At 68.0% G+C, this 14,380-nt stretch carries 15 protein-coding genes; 7 read left to right on the forward strand and 8 right to left on the reverse strand.

Annotation, left to right across the window (positions count from 1 at the left end; genetic code table 11):
- Positions 1 to 465 precede the first annotated feature (465 nt).
- From phbB to Q0579_RS05895, 4 genes are all read right to left on the reverse strand, one after another.
- Positions 466 to 1,188, reverse strand: a complete 723-nt coding sequence (gene phbB / locus Q0579_RS05880) for an acetoacetyl-CoA reductase (RefSeq protein WP_298810197.1) — start codon at positions 1,186 to 1,188, stop codon at positions 466 to 468.
- Positions 1,189 to 1,215: 27 nt separating this feature from the next.
- On the reverse strand, positions 1,216 to 2,220 hold the full coding sequence (gene hemH, locus Q0579_RS05885) for a ferrochelatase (protein WP_298810198.1): 1,005 nt from the start codon (positions 2,218 to 2,220) through the stop codon (positions 1,216 to 1,218).
- A 13-nt stretch (positions 2,221 to 2,233) separates the two neighbouring features.
- Positions 2,234 to 4,453, reverse strand: a complete 2,220-nt coding sequence (locus Q0579_RS05890; RefSeq protein ID WP_298810200.1) for a molybdopterin cofactor-binding domain-containing protein — start codon at positions 4,451 to 4,453, stop codon at positions 2,234 to 2,236.
- Positions 4,454 to 4,517: 64 nt separating this feature from the next.
- A complete protein-coding gene (locus Q0579_RS05895; protein ID WP_298810224.1) occupies positions 4,518 to 6,215 on the reverse strand; it encodes a class I adenylate-forming enzyme family protein in 1,698 nt (565 codons plus the stop codon).
- 96 nt (positions 6,216 to 6,311) lie between these two features.
- Between Q0579_RS05895 and lgt the strand changes: the two genes are divergently transcribed.
- The 4 genes from lgt (at position 6,312) to pgeF (ending at position 9,539) form a co-directional block, all read left to right on the forward strand.
- Positions 6,312 to 7,193 carry a prolipoprotein diacylglyceryl transferase gene (gene lgt, locus Q0579_RS05900; protein WP_298810226.1) on the forward strand — a complete coding sequence of 294 codons (882 nt, stop codon included), beginning with the start codon at positions 6,312 to 6,314 and terminating at the stop codon, positions 7,191 to 7,193.
- Positions 7,194 to 7,303: 110 nt separating this feature from the next.
- Positions 7,304 to 8,248 carry an SAM-dependent methyltransferase gene (locus Q0579_RS05905; RefSeq protein WP_298810230.1) on the forward strand — a complete coding sequence of 315 codons (945 nt, stop codon included), beginning with the start codon at positions 7,304 to 7,306 and terminating at the stop codon, positions 8,246 to 8,248.
- Positions 8,245 to 8,760, forward strand: coding sequence for a GNAT family N-acetyltransferase (locus tag Q0579_RS05910; RefSeq protein WP_298810201.1), 516 nt, complete (start codon positions 8,245 to 8,247; stop codon positions 8,758 to 8,760). The genes Q0579_RS05905 and Q0579_RS05910 overlap by 4 nt, the downstream gene beginning before the upstream one ends.
- Positions 8,757 to 9,539, forward strand: a complete 783-nt coding sequence (pgeF, locus tag Q0579_RS05915; protein WP_298810204.1) for a peptidoglycan editing factor PgeF — start codon at positions 8,757 to 8,759, stop codon at positions 9,537 to 9,539. Before Q0579_RS05910 ends, pgeF begins: the two co-directional genes overlap by 4 nt.
- Positions 9,540 to 9,564: 25 nt before the next feature.
- Here the strand turns inward: pgeF and hslU are convergent, their stop codons facing one another.
- Both hslU and hslV read right to left on the reverse strand, forming a co-directional pair.
- Positions 9,565 to 10,866 carry an ATP-dependent protease ATPase subunit HslU gene (gene hslU, locus Q0579_RS05920; protein ID WP_298810205.1) on the reverse strand — a complete coding sequence of 434 codons (1,302 nt, stop codon included), beginning with the start codon at positions 10,864 to 10,866 and terminating at the stop codon, positions 9,565 to 9,567.
- Positions 10,867 to 10,874: 8 nt separating this feature from the next.
- The gene (gene hslV, locus Q0579_RS05925; protein WP_298810207.1) at positions 10,875 to 11,420 is read right to left on the reverse strand and encodes an ATP-dependent protease subunit HslV; all 546 of its coding nucleotides are present in this window, start codon (positions 11,418 to 11,420) and stop codon (positions 10,875 to 10,877) included.
- A 194-nt stretch (positions 11,421 to 11,614) separates the two neighbouring features.
- Here hslV and Q0579_RS05930 point away from each other — a divergent pair, with 194 nt between their 5' ends.
- Positions 11,615 to 11,806 (forward strand): hypothetical protein, encoded by a 192-nt coding sequence (locus Q0579_RS05930; RefSeq protein WP_298810208.1) that lies wholly within the window; start codon positions 11,615 to 11,617, stop codon positions 11,804 to 11,806.
- Between the two features lie 7 nt (positions 11,807 to 11,813).
- Here the strand turns inward: Q0579_RS05930 and Q0579_RS05935 are convergent, their stop codons facing one another.
- Positions 11,814 to 12,221, reverse strand: a complete 408-nt coding sequence (locus Q0579_RS05935) for a 3TM-type holin (RefSeq protein WP_298810210.1) — start codon at positions 12,219 to 12,221, stop codon at positions 11,814 to 11,816.
- Between the two features lie 119 nt (positions 12,222 to 12,340).
- Complete coding sequence (locus tag Q0579_RS05940; protein ID WP_298810213.1) at positions 12,341 to 12,877, reverse strand: glycosyl hydrolase 108 family protein; 537 nt, start codon at positions 12,875 to 12,877, stop codon at positions 12,341 to 12,343.
- Positions 12,878 to 12,975: 98 nt separating this feature from the next.
- Here Q0579_RS05940 and Q0579_RS05945 point away from each other — a divergent pair, with 98 nt between their 5' ends.
- Positions 12,976 to 13,269 carry a hypothetical protein gene (locus tag Q0579_RS05945; protein WP_298810218.1) on the forward strand — a complete coding sequence of 98 codons (294 nt, stop codon included), beginning with the start codon at positions 12,976 to 12,978 and terminating at the stop codon, positions 13,267 to 13,269.
- An 84-nt stretch (positions 13,270 to 13,353) separates the two neighbouring features.
- The coding region (istA, locus tag Q0579_RS05950) for an IS21 family transposase (protein ID WP_298810220.1) at positions 13,354 to 14,380 on the forward strand (1,027 nt) is incomplete at its 3' end.

Here is a 14,380-nt window from a genome sequence, read left to right on the forward strand (position 1 = left end):
ACCTGTGGCTTGCGCATCACCTCGTCAGCAAGGCGGAGAAGACCGGACGCTTACCCCTCTCCTACTCGCGTAGCGTATCGAGTTCCCTCGCGTAGCGTACCGGGGGCGCGGGCCGGTTGCCGAAAGGCGGCCGGCCCGTTGTGGTTCGCGCGCAGGTCCGCCAGCGGGCCGATGCGCGCAGCGCAGCGCGCGAACCGGCCGGCGGGCCGGCGAGAGCCGCACCCGTCCGACGTCACGGCGGCGGCTTCGCTAGCAGGCGTGCTTGCAGAAGAAGGCGCGTAAGTGAGGTAGGCGAGCCGCTGACCGAAGCTGCGGTCTGTCAGATTAGGCGCATGTCGACGGTGGCTTGATGTAGCCGCGGCGACGGCAAAGCCGCCGTGACGTCGAACGGGATCGCTGACGCGACCCGCCGGCCGTGCCGGGCCTTGCGCCAGTGGCGCGCCGCAGCTCGAGGCGCTCGGCCCGTCAGTACATGTGCTGCCCGCCGTTGATGCTCAGCGTCGAGCCCGTAACGAACCCCGCATCCTCCGAACACAGGAACGCGACCCCCCGCGCGATCTCCTGCGCCTGACCCAAGCGTCCGACCGGGATTTTGGCGACGATCTTTTCCAGCACCTCGCCGGGCACCGCGGCGACCATGTCGGTGTCGATATAGCCCGGCGCAATCGCGTTCACCGTGATGCCGGCGCGTGCGCCTTCCTGCGACAATGCCTTGGTGAAACCGTGGATGCCGCTCTTCGCCGCGGCGTAATTGACCTGGCCGTACTGCCCCGCCTGGCCATTGATCGATCCGATGTTGACGATTCGCCCCCATTTGCGATCGCGCATGCCCGGGAACACCGCTTTCGCCATGTTGAAGCAGCCGCCGAGATTGGTGTCGATCACCTCGCGCCACATCTCGTAGCTCAGCTTCATGATCGTGCCGTCGCGCGTGATGCCCGCGTTGTTGACCAGCACGTCGACGGGTCCGATCTCGTCCGCCACGCGCGCGACGCCCGCTTGGCAGGCGTCGTAATCCGCCACGTCCCATTTGAATGCCGCGATCCCGGTCCGCTCGGTGAAGTCGCGCGCACGCTCGTCGTTGCCGGCGTAATTGGCGGCGACCGTAAGCCCTTGCTCACGTAGTGCGACGCTGATCGCCTCGCCGATGCCGCGTGTTCCACCCGTCACGATTGCTACGCGTGCCATGTCGCCTCTCCTATTTCGCGACATAGGCTAAGGGCGTGCGGTCCAGCCTTCAAGCTCGCGCGCGATCAGCTCTCGTAACATTGCAATGCCGCGCATGCTGTCGTTGAGGCACGGCAGATAGCCGAAGTGGGTGCCGCCCGCTTCCTCGAACGTTTCACGCCCGCGGATCAGCAGTTCCTCCAGCGTCTCGACGCAATCGGCCGAGAAGCCGGGCGCGACGATCGCGACCTTCTTGATCCCATTGCCCGGCATCGCCGCGAGCACGGTATCGGTCGCGGGTTCCAGCCACTTGGCGCGGCCGAAGCGCGACTGGAAGGTGACCGTCAACTTCATGCCCAACGCCTCGCCGAGCAAGCGCCCGGTCTTCTGGCAATGGCAGTGGTACGGGTCGCCAAGTTCCAGCGTACGCTGCGGCATGCCGTGGAAGCTTGCCATTACCGCGTCTGGGGTGAAGTCGAGTGCGGCGAGCCCCTCGCGCACGCCGTCGGCGAGGGCATCGATATAGGCGGGGTCGTCGTAATAAGGCGGCAAGGTGCGGATCGCGGGTTGCCAGCGCATCGTCGCCAGTTTGGCGAATGCCTTGTCATTGGCGGTCGCAGTCGTCGCGGCGCAATATTGCGGGTAGAGGGGGCTGAGCAGGATGCGCTCGCAGCCTGCATCCTTCATCGCCTGCAACCGATCGGCGATCGCGGGACGGCCGTAGCGCATCGCCCAGTCGACCATCACGCCGTCACCGAACGCGTCCTTGAGCGCGAGCGCCTGCGCGCGCGTGATCGCGGCGAGCGGCGAACCGTCCTCGCGCCACACCTGACCGTAAGCGTACGCCGACTTCTTCGGCCGCGTGGTCAGGATGATGCCGCGCAGGATCGGTTGCCACGCGATCTGCGGCAGCTCGACAACGCGGCGGTCGGAGAGGAATTCGGCGAGGTAGCGTTTCACGGCCTTCGGCTCAGGCGCATCGGGCGTGCCGAGATTGATGAGCAGCACGCCGATGCGTGGGCGCGGGATCGGAGGATGGCCGGCAGGAATCATGAGCGAAACAGTCTCAAGCGCGGGGTTGCAGGGGAAGCGAGCGGAGCCGCGCACCGGTCGCGGCACGCAGCGCATTGGCAACGGCTGGCCCGACCGCCGGTATCCCGAGGTCGGACACGCCACCCGGATCGGCGGTGCTCGGGATCAACTCCACCGTTACTTCGGGCGCAGTCGCGAGTGTCGGCAGCGCGAAATCACCGAACAACCGCGTTGACGGAAGATTGCGCTCGATGCGGGCCGCGCACCCGGTTGCCAGTGCGACACCCAGGATCAACCCGCCCTCGATCTGCTGGCGCACCACGTCCGGGTTGATCGTGCGCCCGCAATCGACCGCGGCCACTAGGCGGTCGACCCGGACGCGCCCGGCATCGTCGACGCGCGCTTCCGCCATCACCGCGATGAAACTGCCCGCGATCGTGTGGCAGGCGATCCCCTGCCCACTGCCCGCCACCCCGCCCTGCCAGCCGCCGAGCGCGGATGCGGTCGTCAGGCAGCGCGCCAGTCGCGCGTTGCCGCCCAGCATGCCGATACGATAGCTCATCGGCTCGTTGCCGCTCGCGTGGGCGAGTTCGTCGATGAAGCATTCGGTGAAAAAGGCATTGTAGCCGTCGGCGAGTCCGCGCAGATGCCCGACCGGTACCCCGATCCCAGCCGGGTGGTGATCGACCGTGAGCGCAGGGATCGCGTAGGGCGGCACCGCACCCGACATCGCGTAGCCGTCCGCGCCGCCGGGCAGCGCCGCCGCGGCGCGACGTAGCGGGTCGCGCGCCAACAGCCGCGCGGCCAGCGCGGCACCGGTCGCCGGCGCCGCAATCTTCGCCTGCCAGCCGAGGATCGCCCCGCCCGCGCCCAGCCGCGCGCTCATCCGCGCGCGCGCCGGTGCACGAAACCGATCACGCAGCGCTGCCTCGCCGCGTGACCAGCTGAGCTGGACCGGTCGCTTCAACGCGCGCGCGAGGATCGCAACCTGCGCGGCGACCTCGGTTTCTAGCGCCTGACCGAACGATCCGCCCACGGGCATCGCATGCACGATGACTTGCGCCGTCGCGATGCCGAGCGCGGCGGCGGCGGCATCGCGCGCGCTGGCGGGCACCTGCGTTGCGATCCAGAGTTCGAGCGCACCGTCGCGCCAATGCGCCGTCGCGCTCGGCGTCTCGAGCGAGGGGTGGAGCGCAAGCCCGGCGTGATAATCCGCGGTATACAGCCGCGCGCCGGTAAATACGGTCGCGAGGTCGCCTGCGGCGGCGACGCGGTATCCGTCTTCCGCCAGTCCCGCATCGAGCGCACGGCCGACCGACGCGCTGTCGATCTCGGGTCCGCGCGTCTCGAAGCGCGGCGCGAGGGCATCGAGCGCGCGGTTCGCCGCCCACCAATTGTTCGCCGCGACCGCCACCCAGGTGTCGCGCGCAACCACGCCCGCGACGCCTTGCACCGCTTCGGCCGCGGCGCGGTTGAACGAGCGCAGCCGCGTGTCGCCAATCGGACCTTGACGGATGCTGGCGAACAACATGTCAGGCAGCCGCACGTCGCCGGCGTAATTGGCCGATCCGTCGACCTTGGCGGGCGCGTCGAGCCGCGGCAGCGATTGTCCGCTCAGCCGACCCTGGTCGCCGAACCGCATGGGCAGCTCGTCGGGAACATCATAGCCCGCCGCTGCCTCCGCCAGCTCGCCGAAGCGCAGCTTGCGTCCGCCCAGCGCCACGAAGCCGTCCGCGGTGTCGCACGCCTGCCAATCGGCGTCCCAGCGCGCCGCCGCCGCCTTGCAGAGCAGCACGCGCGCCGCCGCGCCCGCCTCGCGCAGGACCTGCTCGAACCGGCGAAGCGAGGTCGAACCGGCGGTAAGCATCACCGCGCCGCGCGTCAGGTGTTCGTCGCGCAAGCCGCGCGGCACATGGTCGAACCCGCCGGCGAACAGCGCCTCGGCGGCGAGCGGGTTGGCGTAGAGCGGGTTGATCGGCGCGGGCTCGACCGCGACCGTGCGCCAGTCGGCGCCGAGTTCGTCGGCGACGATCTGCGGCAGCGTGGTGAACACGCCCTGCCCGTGCTCGACCTGCGGGACGGCGACGATCACCCGGCCGTCGCGCGCGATCTTCAGAAACCCGCCGAATAGCGTCTCGTCCGCCGCGACCGGCAAGTTGGGCGCGTACCGCCGCGGCCAGGCAGCCCAGGCGACGAGCAGCCCGACGCCCGCACCACCGGCGACGAGGACATTGCGGCGCGAGAGCGTGGGCATCGCGCGATCCTTAGCCGCCAAGCGACGCGGGGCAAGCCGATGCGCGTTCGGGCCGCGTGCGCTGCTACACGCTCTCCGTCAGCGCGAGCGCGCGGTACTTGGCGCGCAGCGATACCTTGTCGATCTTCTCGGTGCCGAGCCGCGGCAGCGGATCGTCCGCGATCCAGATCTTCTGCGGCACCTTGAACGCAGCGATATGCTGCGTGAGGAAAGCGACCAGATCCTCCGATTCGACCACGCCGGGGTGCGCCAAGTGGACGACCGCGCCCGGCACCTCGCCGTAGCGTTCGTCGGCGAGGCCGAACACGGCGGCCTCGGCGACCTCGGGATGTTCGTACAACGCCGCCTCGACCTCCTGACAGCTGATGTTCTCGCCACCGCGGATGATAATGTCCTTCTTGCGGTCGACGATGAACAGATAGCCGTCCTCATCGAGGTAGCCGATGTCACCGGTGCGGAAGTAACCGTCACTGGTGAAGGCGTCGGCGGTCGCTTGGCGGTTGCCCCAATATTCCTCGAAACATGCAACCGAGCGGATGCACACCTCGCCGCGCTGCCCCTGCGCGACCGGCGTTCCGGCATCGTCGAGGATCGCGAGGTCGACCAGCGGTGGCGACGCGCGGCCAGCCGAGTTGGGCTTGGCGATGTAATTGCCGCGCCAATTGCCGGTCCCGACGCCGTTGGTCTCGGTCAAACCGTAACCGATCAGCGGCGCACCCTCCATCTCCGCATCGATGCGGCGGACGTGCTCGACCGGACGCGGCGCGCCGCCCGCGGCGATATCGGCCAGCGTCGACAGGTCGTACTTGCCGCGATTGGGATGCGTCAGCATCTCGAAGCTCATCAACGGCACGCCGACGAAATAGGTCACCTTTTCCTGCGCGATCAGCCGCATCGCTTCCTCCGCATCCCATTTGGGCATCAGCACCAGTTTGCGCCCGATCGCCATGCTCTGGAGGAACACCGGCACCTCCGCGGTGACGTGGAAGAGCGGCACGTTGAGCAATGTCGCGGGCTGGAGCGTGCTGGCGGTGCCGTCCTGCGTCGCGAGCCCGAGCATCATCAGCGCGGAGGCGAGATAGTTGAAGATGCCCTGCGTCACCTGAAAATGGGTCGACAACGCGCCCTTCGATTTACCCGTCGAGCCAGAGGTGAACAGGATCGTCGCGCGATCATGACCGGCGAGCGTCGGCAGGGTCGCGCCCGAGGCGTGCGCGACGATGTCGCCGATCGCCTCGTTTAAGGGGCGCAGGTCATCGAACGTTTCGACCCGCGCCGCCACGCCGTCGATCGCGGCCAGCCGCTTCGCGCGCGGCAGGTCGGCGAAGATCAGGCTGACGCCGACGTCACGGATCGCCGCCTCGAACTCCTCGGCCTGCCACCAGCCGTTCAGCAGTGTCGCGGTGCCGCCCGCCATCAGGATGCCCATGTAGAGCACGATCCACGACGGCGAGTTGCGCGCGGCGATACCAACACGATCACCCTTGGCGACACCGTAATGCCCGACCAGCGCATCGGCGACCTGCTGTGCGGCGGCATGGACCTGCCCAAAGGTCAGCCGCTCCTCGCCCGCGACGAGAAATTCGGTATCGGCGTGCTGGCTGCAGAAATGCGCGAAATAGGCGGTCAGCGTCGGCGGCGCGGCGGCAATGTACGGCAGCGACTGGCCGAAGCGCTCGACCCGTCCGAGCGGCAGCTGCCCGCCCTCGCCGGTCATCGCACCCATCACCGCATCCATCCGCTGGTCGAGCTCGGTCCGCATCATTCTCTCCGCTTTGATCCAGGCCTTGGGCTTGGTCTTGTGCTTGCAGCTCCTTATGGAGGCGGGAATGCTGAGGGGAAAGCCTTGATCCTGTCCATGCTTGCCGACGCCGCCTATTCGGGCACCGGCCATATCCGCTTCGCCGATCTGGGCCTGCACCCCGACGTGTTCACGCTCGGCTTCTTCACGCTGCGCTGGTACAGCCTCGCCTATATCGCGGGCATCGTCGTCGGCTGGTGGTATCTGCTCAAGCTGCTGGCGCAGCCCGGGGCACCGATGGCGCGGCGCCACGCCGACGATCTGGTCTTCTACGCGACGCTCGGGATCATTCTGGGCGGGCGGATCGGTTACGTGCTGTTCTACGCGCCCGAGATGCTGTCATCTCCCTTGCGCATCCTCAGGCTGTGGGACGGCGGCATGTCGTTTCACGGCGGGGTGATCGGCACGTCGCTCGGGATCATCTGGTTCGCGCGCAAGCACGGGCTCAACTGGCTGCGCATCCACGATTACGTCGCCTGCGTGGTGCCGTTCGGGCTGTTCTTTGGGCGCCTCGCCAATTTCGTGAACGGCGAATTGTGGGGCAAGCCCGCCGACGTGCCGTGGGCGATCGTGTTCGAGCGGACGGTGCCGAGCGGCTTCATCGAACCCGCGCGTCATCCGAGCCAGCTCTATGAGGCGGGGCTGGAGGGCATCTGCCTGTTCCTGCTGCTCGCCTACGCCTTCTGGCGCACCAAGGCACGCTACCAGCCGGGCAAGCTCGTCGGGCTGTTCCTGCTTGGTTACGGCATCGCGCGTTTCATCGTCGAATTCTTCCGCGAACCCGACGCGCAATTTGCCGGCACGTTCTTCGCCAACACCATCCACATGGGGCAGGTGCTGTGCATCCCGATGATCCTGGGCGGCGCGTTCCTGATCGCGACCGCGCCCGGCCGGCGGCAGCGGATCGAGCCCACGGTCGGGCTGGAGAGCGTCGCCTGAGCAATCATCCCCTCGTCCCGCCAGCGGGCGCCCCGGTTGGCGAGCCGCTGCTCGCCGAGCGGTTGGCGCGCGCGATTACGCTCGGCGGGCCGATCCCGGTCAGCCAGTTCATGGCCGCCGCCAACGCGCATTATTACGCGACGCGCGATCCGCTCGGCGCGGCGGGCGATTTCACCACCGCGCCCGAGATCAGCCAGATGTTCGGCGAGCTGATCGGGCTGTGGGCAGCCGACCTGTGGGATCGCGCCGGACGCCCCGAAATCGCCTGGATCGAGCTCGGCCCCGGGCGCGGCACGCTGACCGCCGATGCATTGCGGGCGATGCGCGCGGCGGGGCTGACGCCGCCGGTCCATTTCGTCGAGAACAGTCCGGCGTTGCGCGACATCCAGGCGCGTGCGGTGCCCGATGCGACGTGGCACGACGATGTATCAAGCCTGCCGGGTGACCGCGCGCTGATCGTCGTCGCCAACGAATTCTTCGACGCGCTGCCGATCCGCCAGTTGGTGCGCGGAGCCGCTGGCTGGCGTGAGCGGCTGGTCGCGTGTCAGGACACGTTGTTCCTGCCGATCGCGGGCGGTGCGATGCCGCCGGGGATCATGCCCGACGCGCTCGACAATGCCGCACCCGGATCGGTGGTGGAGACCTCGCCCGCCAGCGTCGCGATCATGGCGGGGCTCGCCGCGCTGATCGAGGCGCAGGGCGGCGCGATGCTGGTGGTCGACTATGGCTACGAAGGGCCCGCGGTCGGCGACACGTTGCAGGCGGTACGCGGCCACGCCTATGCCAATCCGTTCGATGCACCGGGTGAGCAGGATCTGACCGCGCACGTCGATTTCGCGACGCTGGGGCTGGCGGCGGAGGCATCCGGCTGCGTGCGATCGGGTCCGGTCGGGCAAGGCGCGTTCCTGTCCGCGCTCGGTATCGATGCGCGCGCCACAGCGCTCGGACCGCGCGTGGCGGATGATCGCCGCCGATTGGTCGAGGAGATGGGCGAGTTGTTCCGCGTGATGGCGGTGAGGCACCGCGACTGGCCCGAGCCGGCGGGTTTTCGATGATCGTCTACCGTGACGCCTTGCCCGACGACGGTCCCGCGATCGACGCAATGGCGCGGCGCGTCTGGCTCGCCACCTTCGGCCATTCCGCACCGCCCGACGATATCGAGCGCTATCTGGCCGAGGCGTTCGGCGAGGACGGCGCGCTGATCCGCGACTTGCCCGATCCGGCGTTCGACTACCGCGTGGCGCTGAGCGACGGCCGCGTAATTGGTTATGCCAAGATGAGCGCGCCGATCTTCGCCGACGAGGTGGACACGCGCGGCGCACACCAGTTGCGGCAGCTATACGTCGACGCGGATTTCCACGGCCATGGGGTCGCGCAGGCGTTGCTCGACTGGTCGCGCCGGATCGCGCAATCACGCGGTGCGTCGAGTCTGCTGCTGACCGTGTGGGAGGAAAATGCGCGCGCGCGCCGCTTCTACGAGAAGCACGGTTTCGTCCACGTCGGCGACTATGCCTTCCAAACCGGTACGCAGATCGACCGCGACCTGATCATGCGACTGGCGCTGTGAGCACATCCGACCACGACGGCGTCGAGGTGATCCGCGCGGGCGTGCTGGCGGGCGTGCCGCACGGTTTCCTCGGACGGCACGGCGGGGCGTCGGAAGGCATGTTCGCCGGGCTGAACGTCGGGGCGGGATCGAGCGACGACGGGGACGCGATCGCCACCAACCGCGCGCGGGCGCTGGCGGCGGTCAGGCCGGGCGCGACGTTGTTGACGCCCTACCAGATCCACTCCGCCGATTGCGTCACGGTGCGCGCGCCGTTCGCGGGCGGCGTCCGCCCGCACGCCGACGCGCTGGTGAGCGACAATCCCACCCTGGCGCTCGGCATCGTCACCGCGGACTGCGCGCCGGTGCTGCTGGCGGACGTGTCGGCCGGCGTGATCGGCGCGGCGCATGCCGGGTGGAAGGGCGCGCTCGGTGGCGTTACCGACTCGACGATCGACGCGATGGAAGCGCTCGGCGCGCAGCGGGCGCGGATCACCGCGGCGATCGGGCCGTGCATCGCGCGCGCCAGCTACGAGGTCGATGCGGGCTTCCGGCGGCGCTTCGAGGAAGCGGACGCGGCGAACGAGCGCTTCTTCGCAGACGGTCGGGCGGACCATGCGCAGTTCGATCTCGAAGGCTATGTCGCGCATCGCCTGGCCGCGGCGGGGGTGCGGCGGATCGAGGCGCTGGGGCTAGATACCTACGCGGACGAACAGCGCTTCTTCAGCTATCGCCGCGCGACGCATCGCGGCGAGCCAGATTACGGACGGCAGATCGCGATCATCGGGCTCCCGGGCTGACGCGCGGTCGGCCTGGCAGGCCGGCCTACAGGACGAAGCGGCTGAGGTCGGCGTTGCGCGCGACGCTGGCGAGCTGCTGCTCGACGTAAGCCGCGTCGACGACGAGGCGCTCGCCGCGGCGATCCTCGGCGTCGAAGCTGACTTCCTCCAGCAATTTCTCCATCACCGTCTGCAACCGGCGCGCGCCGATGTTCTCGATCTCGCCGTTCACTTCCGCCGCGATGCGCGCCACCGCGCGGATGCCGTCGTCGGTGAAGCTGACCTCGACGCCTTCCGTGGCGATCAGCGCCTTGTACTGCGCGGGCAGCGACGCCTTGGTGTCGGACAGGATCGAGACGAAATCGTCCTCGCTCAGGCCTTTCAGCTCGACACGGATCGGCAGGCGGCCCTGGAGTTCGGGCAAGAGGTCCGAAGGCTTGGCGACGTGGAACGCACCGCTGGCGATGAAGAGGATGTGATCGGTCTTCATCGGGCCGTATTTGGTCGACACGGTCGTGCCCTCGATCAGCGGCAGCAGGTCGCGCTGCACGCCCTCGCGGCTGACCGAGCCACCGCGCACGTCCGACACCGCGATCTTGTCGATCTCGTCGAGGAAGACGATGCCGTTCGCCTCCGCGTCCGCCAAAGCGACGCGGCTGACCTCGTCCTGGTCGAGGCGCTTGTCGGCTTCCTCCTCGACCAGTTTCTCCCACGCGGCGGGGACGAGCAGCTTGCGGCGCTGCTTGGGCCCCGCGTTGCCGAACGCCTTGCCCATCATCTCGGACAGGTTGATCATGCCGACCGAGCCGCCGCCCGGGAGGTCGAACGGCATCTGCGGGGTCTGGCTGAGTTCAAGCTCGATCTCGGTCTGGTCAAGGTGCCCGTCACGGAAGCGCTGGCGGAAGCTCTCGCGCGTCGCCTGGCTCGAATCCTTGCCGACGAGCGCGTCGAGCAGGCGGTTCATCGCCGCCTCCTCGGCCTTGTCCTTGACCGCGAGGCGGCGGCGTTCCTTTTCGAGCCGCACCGCTTCCTCGACCAGATCGCGCGCGATCTGTTCGACGTCGCGGCCGACGTAGCCGACCTCGGTGAACTTGGTCGCCTCGACCTTCACGAACGGTGCATCAGCGAGCTTCGCGAGACGGCGGCTGATCTCGGTCTTGCCGCAGCCGGTCGGCCCGATCATCAGGATGTTCTTGGGCGTCACCTCGTCGCGCAGATCGGCGCCGAGCCGCTGGCGGCGCCAGCGGTTGCGCAGCGCGACCGCGACCGCGCGTTTCGCGTCGCGCTGTCCGATAATGTGCGCGTCGAGCGCGGCGACGATCGCCTTGGGCGTCAGATTGTCTTGCATGGGGAAACTCAATTGGCCGAGTCGAGGGTTTCGACTACGAGGCGATCGTTGGTGTAGACGCAAACGTCGGCGGCGATCTTCATCGCGCGCCTGGCGATCGTCTCCGCGTCCTGTTCGTAGTCGACCAGCGCGCGCGCGGCGGCGAGCGCGAAATTGCCGCCCGAACCGATCGCGGCAACCCCGGCCTCGGGCTCGAGCACGTCGCCGTTGCCGGTCAGGATCAAGGTCACGTCGCGGTCGGCGACGATCATCATCGCCTCCAGGTTGCGCAGATATTTGTCGGTGCGCCAATCCTTGGCGAGCTCGACCGCGGCGCGCATCAGCTGGCCGTTGTGGCGCTCCAGCTTGGCCTCCAACCGCTCGAACAGGGTGAAGGCGTCGGCGGTCGCGCCCGCGAACCCGCCGATGACGCGTCCTTCCTTGCCCAGCGTGCGGACCTTGCGCGCATTGGGCTTCATGACGGTCTGCCCCATTGAGACCTGACCGTCGCCCGCGACGACGACCTTGCCGCCGCGCCGGACCGAAAGAATGGTGGTGCCGTGCCAGACCGGCATGGCGTGTGGATCGTTCCCGCTCATGCCGCGCCATGTAGGTAGCGCTGCGGGATTGTGCCAACCCCGCCCTCCACGCGCCGACTGGCACAAAGCTACTGCCGCGGCTGATGCAGAAAACCGGCGAACGATTTCCTATGTTGTAGCAAAGCGGGAGAAACACGCGCATGCGACATCCTCCTCCAAGGAGAGAATGCGTGCGTACCGACGACGACGATCGCGAATATTACAACCGCCGCGCGGAGGCCGAGATCGAGGCCGCGAGCGCGACCGAGAACCCAGCGGCGTGTCGGGCGCATTATCAGATGGCCGAACTCTACCTCGAACGCGCCTATTCGGACGAGGCCGACACGGAGAACGGGACGGCGGGCGCGCGCACCGCCGCCTGACCACGGCTCAGCGCGGCCGTTTCCCCCATTCGCGCGCCACCGTGTAGCCGAGATAGCCGGTGCCGAACAGCGCGTAGAGCGGTTCGGGCAGACCGTTCAGATACGCGGTCATCCCGCGCGCGATCGCCTGCGCCGCGGCCGGGCGCACCGCGGCGATCAGTCCCATGGGAATGCTCCACAGGAGCAGCGCGTACATGACGTAGAGGAACGAGGGGCGCGCCCGCGCGGTCCAGCGATCGGCAGCGTTCGCCTCGGCGAGCACCCCTACCATCTGCGCGCGCAGCGTGCCGAGTTCGTGATTGCGCTCGAGCCGGAGCAGTTCGAGCTTGGCGGCGTCGCGTGCCTGCGCGTCGGGGATGATCCGGTCGAGCACGCCCGCGATCGGGGCGACGAGGTCGGTGGAGATAATGGCCATGATGCGGCTCCTGCGTGGGTCGATGAAGCGGCTGGAAAGTCACAACGGTCACACCCCCACGCATGTGCGCGCGAGACGGGTGACGGTGCGGGCGGCGCGGGCGGGCTCAGCCGACGTGCTCAGCCGAGGCGGTTGGCGAGCCAACCGTAGAGGAACGCCTCGTTCGCCGGCCGCTGCTCGGCAAGGCTGAGATAACGTTCGCCCTGCAACGCCTCGATCGCCTTGACGAGCACCACCTCCCCGCTCGCGCGGCGGGTGGCGAGGAAACGATCGAGCGCGGCGAGCGTCCGCGCGCCGACACGACCGTCGAGCGTCACGTCGGGGTAATCGCTCGCGCCGCGATTGAGCGCGTTCAGCGCACGCTGGAGAAAGGTGATCGCGACCGCCGGCCCCATGTTGACGCCGGTGTCGAATAATTCGGCGGCGAGTGCAGGCGCGCGCGTCGCGACGCGGTCGAACTGCGGGCGGACCCAGTAGATGCGGCGATAGATGGCGACCGCGGCGGCGCGCGAGAAATGTCGCATGTCGCCGGCATAGCCGTTCGCGCGCGCGACCGCTTCGGTGATCCCGAAACGGGTCGCGCCCCCGCGATCGGCGGGATGGTCCGAATAGCCGCCTTCGCGGTCGATCACGGCGTCGATGAGTTGGTCGATCATGTGAGCACTCCCGGGTTGAGGGAGGAACATTGCATGAACAAGCGCGTGTAGGACAGGGTAGCTTGAGGATTGTTGTCTATGGTGCCAAGCATTGGCACATGCTCCAGATTACGGCGCCGCAAGCTACTCTCATCGTATTAGGAGTTGGTTTGATAGCTGGTTTCGTCGGCTGGCTCGGACGTGATTCGACATTTCTACTCCGCCGTTGGTGGACTGGCGCGCCGAAGCAAGAGCAGGCAGCCTATCTAAACAGTGTGGCGGATCTTGCCGGCAAGCTGCGGTCCAATGGTATGACGTTGAATGACGTGCACCAGTTTGAGTCGATCATGGGCAATCCAACGGTAGTCGGTACATCCGCAGTGTGGATCGGCGTGGAAAAGGGACCCCGTTAGCGGGGTGATCGGCGTCGAAAAGGGACCCCTCATCCTGGTGTTCTAGGCTGTTCGCTTGGCGGTGTGTCAGGCGGCGAGATCGGGATGCTGGTATTGGAGACGGTGTTGAGGATCCGGCGCGAGCACGCGTCGGGGAAGGCCATCAAGGCGATAGCGCGGGACCTGCACCTGTCGCGCAAGGTGGTGCGCAAGGCGATCCGGGCGCCGGAAGCGGACATGGGTTATCGGCGAGAGGTGCAGCCGCTGCCGAAGCTGGGGCCGTTTCAGGCGCGACTGGATGCGTTGCTGGAGGAAGATGAGGCACGGCCGCGGCGCGAGAAGCTGCGCCTCACGCGCATCCACGACCTGCTGCTACGCGAGGGGTTCGATGGCTCGTACGACGCGGTTCGCCGTTATGCGGCGCGCTGGCGGCAGGCGCAGCGTCGCGACGTGATGAATGCGCCGGCGTTCATCCCGCTGCTGTTCCGGCCGGGCGAGGCTTACCAGTTCGACTGGAGCCACGAGGACGTCGAGATCTCGGGCAAGCCGATGCGCGTGAAGGTCGCGCATGTCCGGCTGTGCGCGTCGCGGGCAATGTATGTGCGGGCCTATCCCCGCGAGACACAGGAGATGCTGTTCGACGCGCATGCGCGGGCGTTTGCCTTCTTCGGAGGCGTGCCGACGCGCGGCATCTACGACAACATGAAGACGGCGGTGACGAGCGTGTTCACCGGCAAGGAGCGGGTCTTCAACCGGCGCTTCCTGGTGATGGCCAACCACTACATGGTCGAGCCGACGGCCTGCTCGCCGGCGTCAGGCTGGGAGAAGGGCCAGGTCGAGAACCAGGTGCAGACCGCGCGTGGCAGGTTTTTCCAGCCGCGCTTGCGCTTTGCCAGCATCGAGGAGCTGAACGGCTGGCTGGAGGCGGAGTGTCGCCGCTGGGCCGACATGCACCAGCACCCTGAGCAGAAGGAACTGACGGTCGCCCAGGCATGGGCTGCCGAGCGTGGCGTGCTCCAGCCGGTCGTTGCCCCCTTCGACGGCTTCCATGAGAGCGAGCACGCGGTGAGCGGCACTTGCCTCATCAGCTTCGACCGCAACCGCTATTCCGTCTCCGCCAGGGCGGTGCGGC

Source organism: uncultured Sphingomonas sp. (assembly GCF_936927845.1).
GTDB lineage: Bacteria > Pseudomonadota > Alphaproteobacteria > Sphingomonadales > Sphingomonadaceae > Sphingomonas.

Bases quoted from the DNA above. Each gene is read 5' to 3' on its own strand.
- Q0579_RS05910 (WP_298810201.1), top strand. From the start codon at position 8,245: ATGATCGTCTACCGTGACGCCTTGCCCGACGACGGTCCCGCGATCGAC.
- lgt (WP_298810226.1), top strand. From the start codon at position 6,312: ATGCTTGCCGACGCCGCCTATTCGGGCACCGGCCATATCCGCTTCGCC.
- hslU (WP_298810205.1), bottom strand. From the start codon at position 10,866: ATGCAAGACAATCTGACGCCCAAGGCGATCGTCGCCGCGCTCGACGCG.
- hslV (WP_298810207.1), bottom strand. From the start codon at position 11,420: ATGCCGGTCTGGCACGGCACCACCATTCTTTCGGTCCGGCGCGGCGGC.
- Q0579_RS05890 (WP_298810200.1), bottom strand. From the start codon at position 4,453: ATGCCCACGCTCTCGCGCCGCAATGTCCTCGTCGCCGGTGGTGCGGGC.
- Q0579_RS05905 (WP_298810230.1), top strand. From the start codon at position 7,304: ATGGCCGCCGCCAACGCGCATTATTACGCGACGCGCGATCCGCTCGGC.
- Q0579_RS05895 (WP_298810224.1), bottom strand. From the start codon at position 6,215: ATGCGGACCGAGCTCGACCAGCGGATGGATGCGGTGATGGGTGCGATG.
- Q0579_RS05945 (WP_298810218.1), top strand. From the start codon at position 12,976: ATGCTCCAGATTACGGCGCCGCAAGCTACTCTCATCGTATTAGGAGTT.
- hemH (WP_298810198.1), bottom strand. From the start codon at position 2,220: ATGATTCCTGCCGGCCATCCTCCGATCCCGCGCCCACGCATCGGCGTG.
- phbB (WP_298810197.1), bottom strand. From the start codon at position 1,188: ATGGCACGCGTAGCAATCGTGACGGGTGGAACACGCGGCATCGGCGAG.
- Q0579_RS05940 (WP_298810213.1), bottom strand. From the start codon at position 12,877: ATGATCGACCAACTCATCGACGCCGTGATCGACCGCGAAGGCGGCTAT.
- Q0579_RS05935 (WP_298810210.1), bottom strand. From the start codon at position 12,221: ATGGCCATTATCTCCACCGACCTCGTCGCCCCGATCGCGGGCGTGCTC.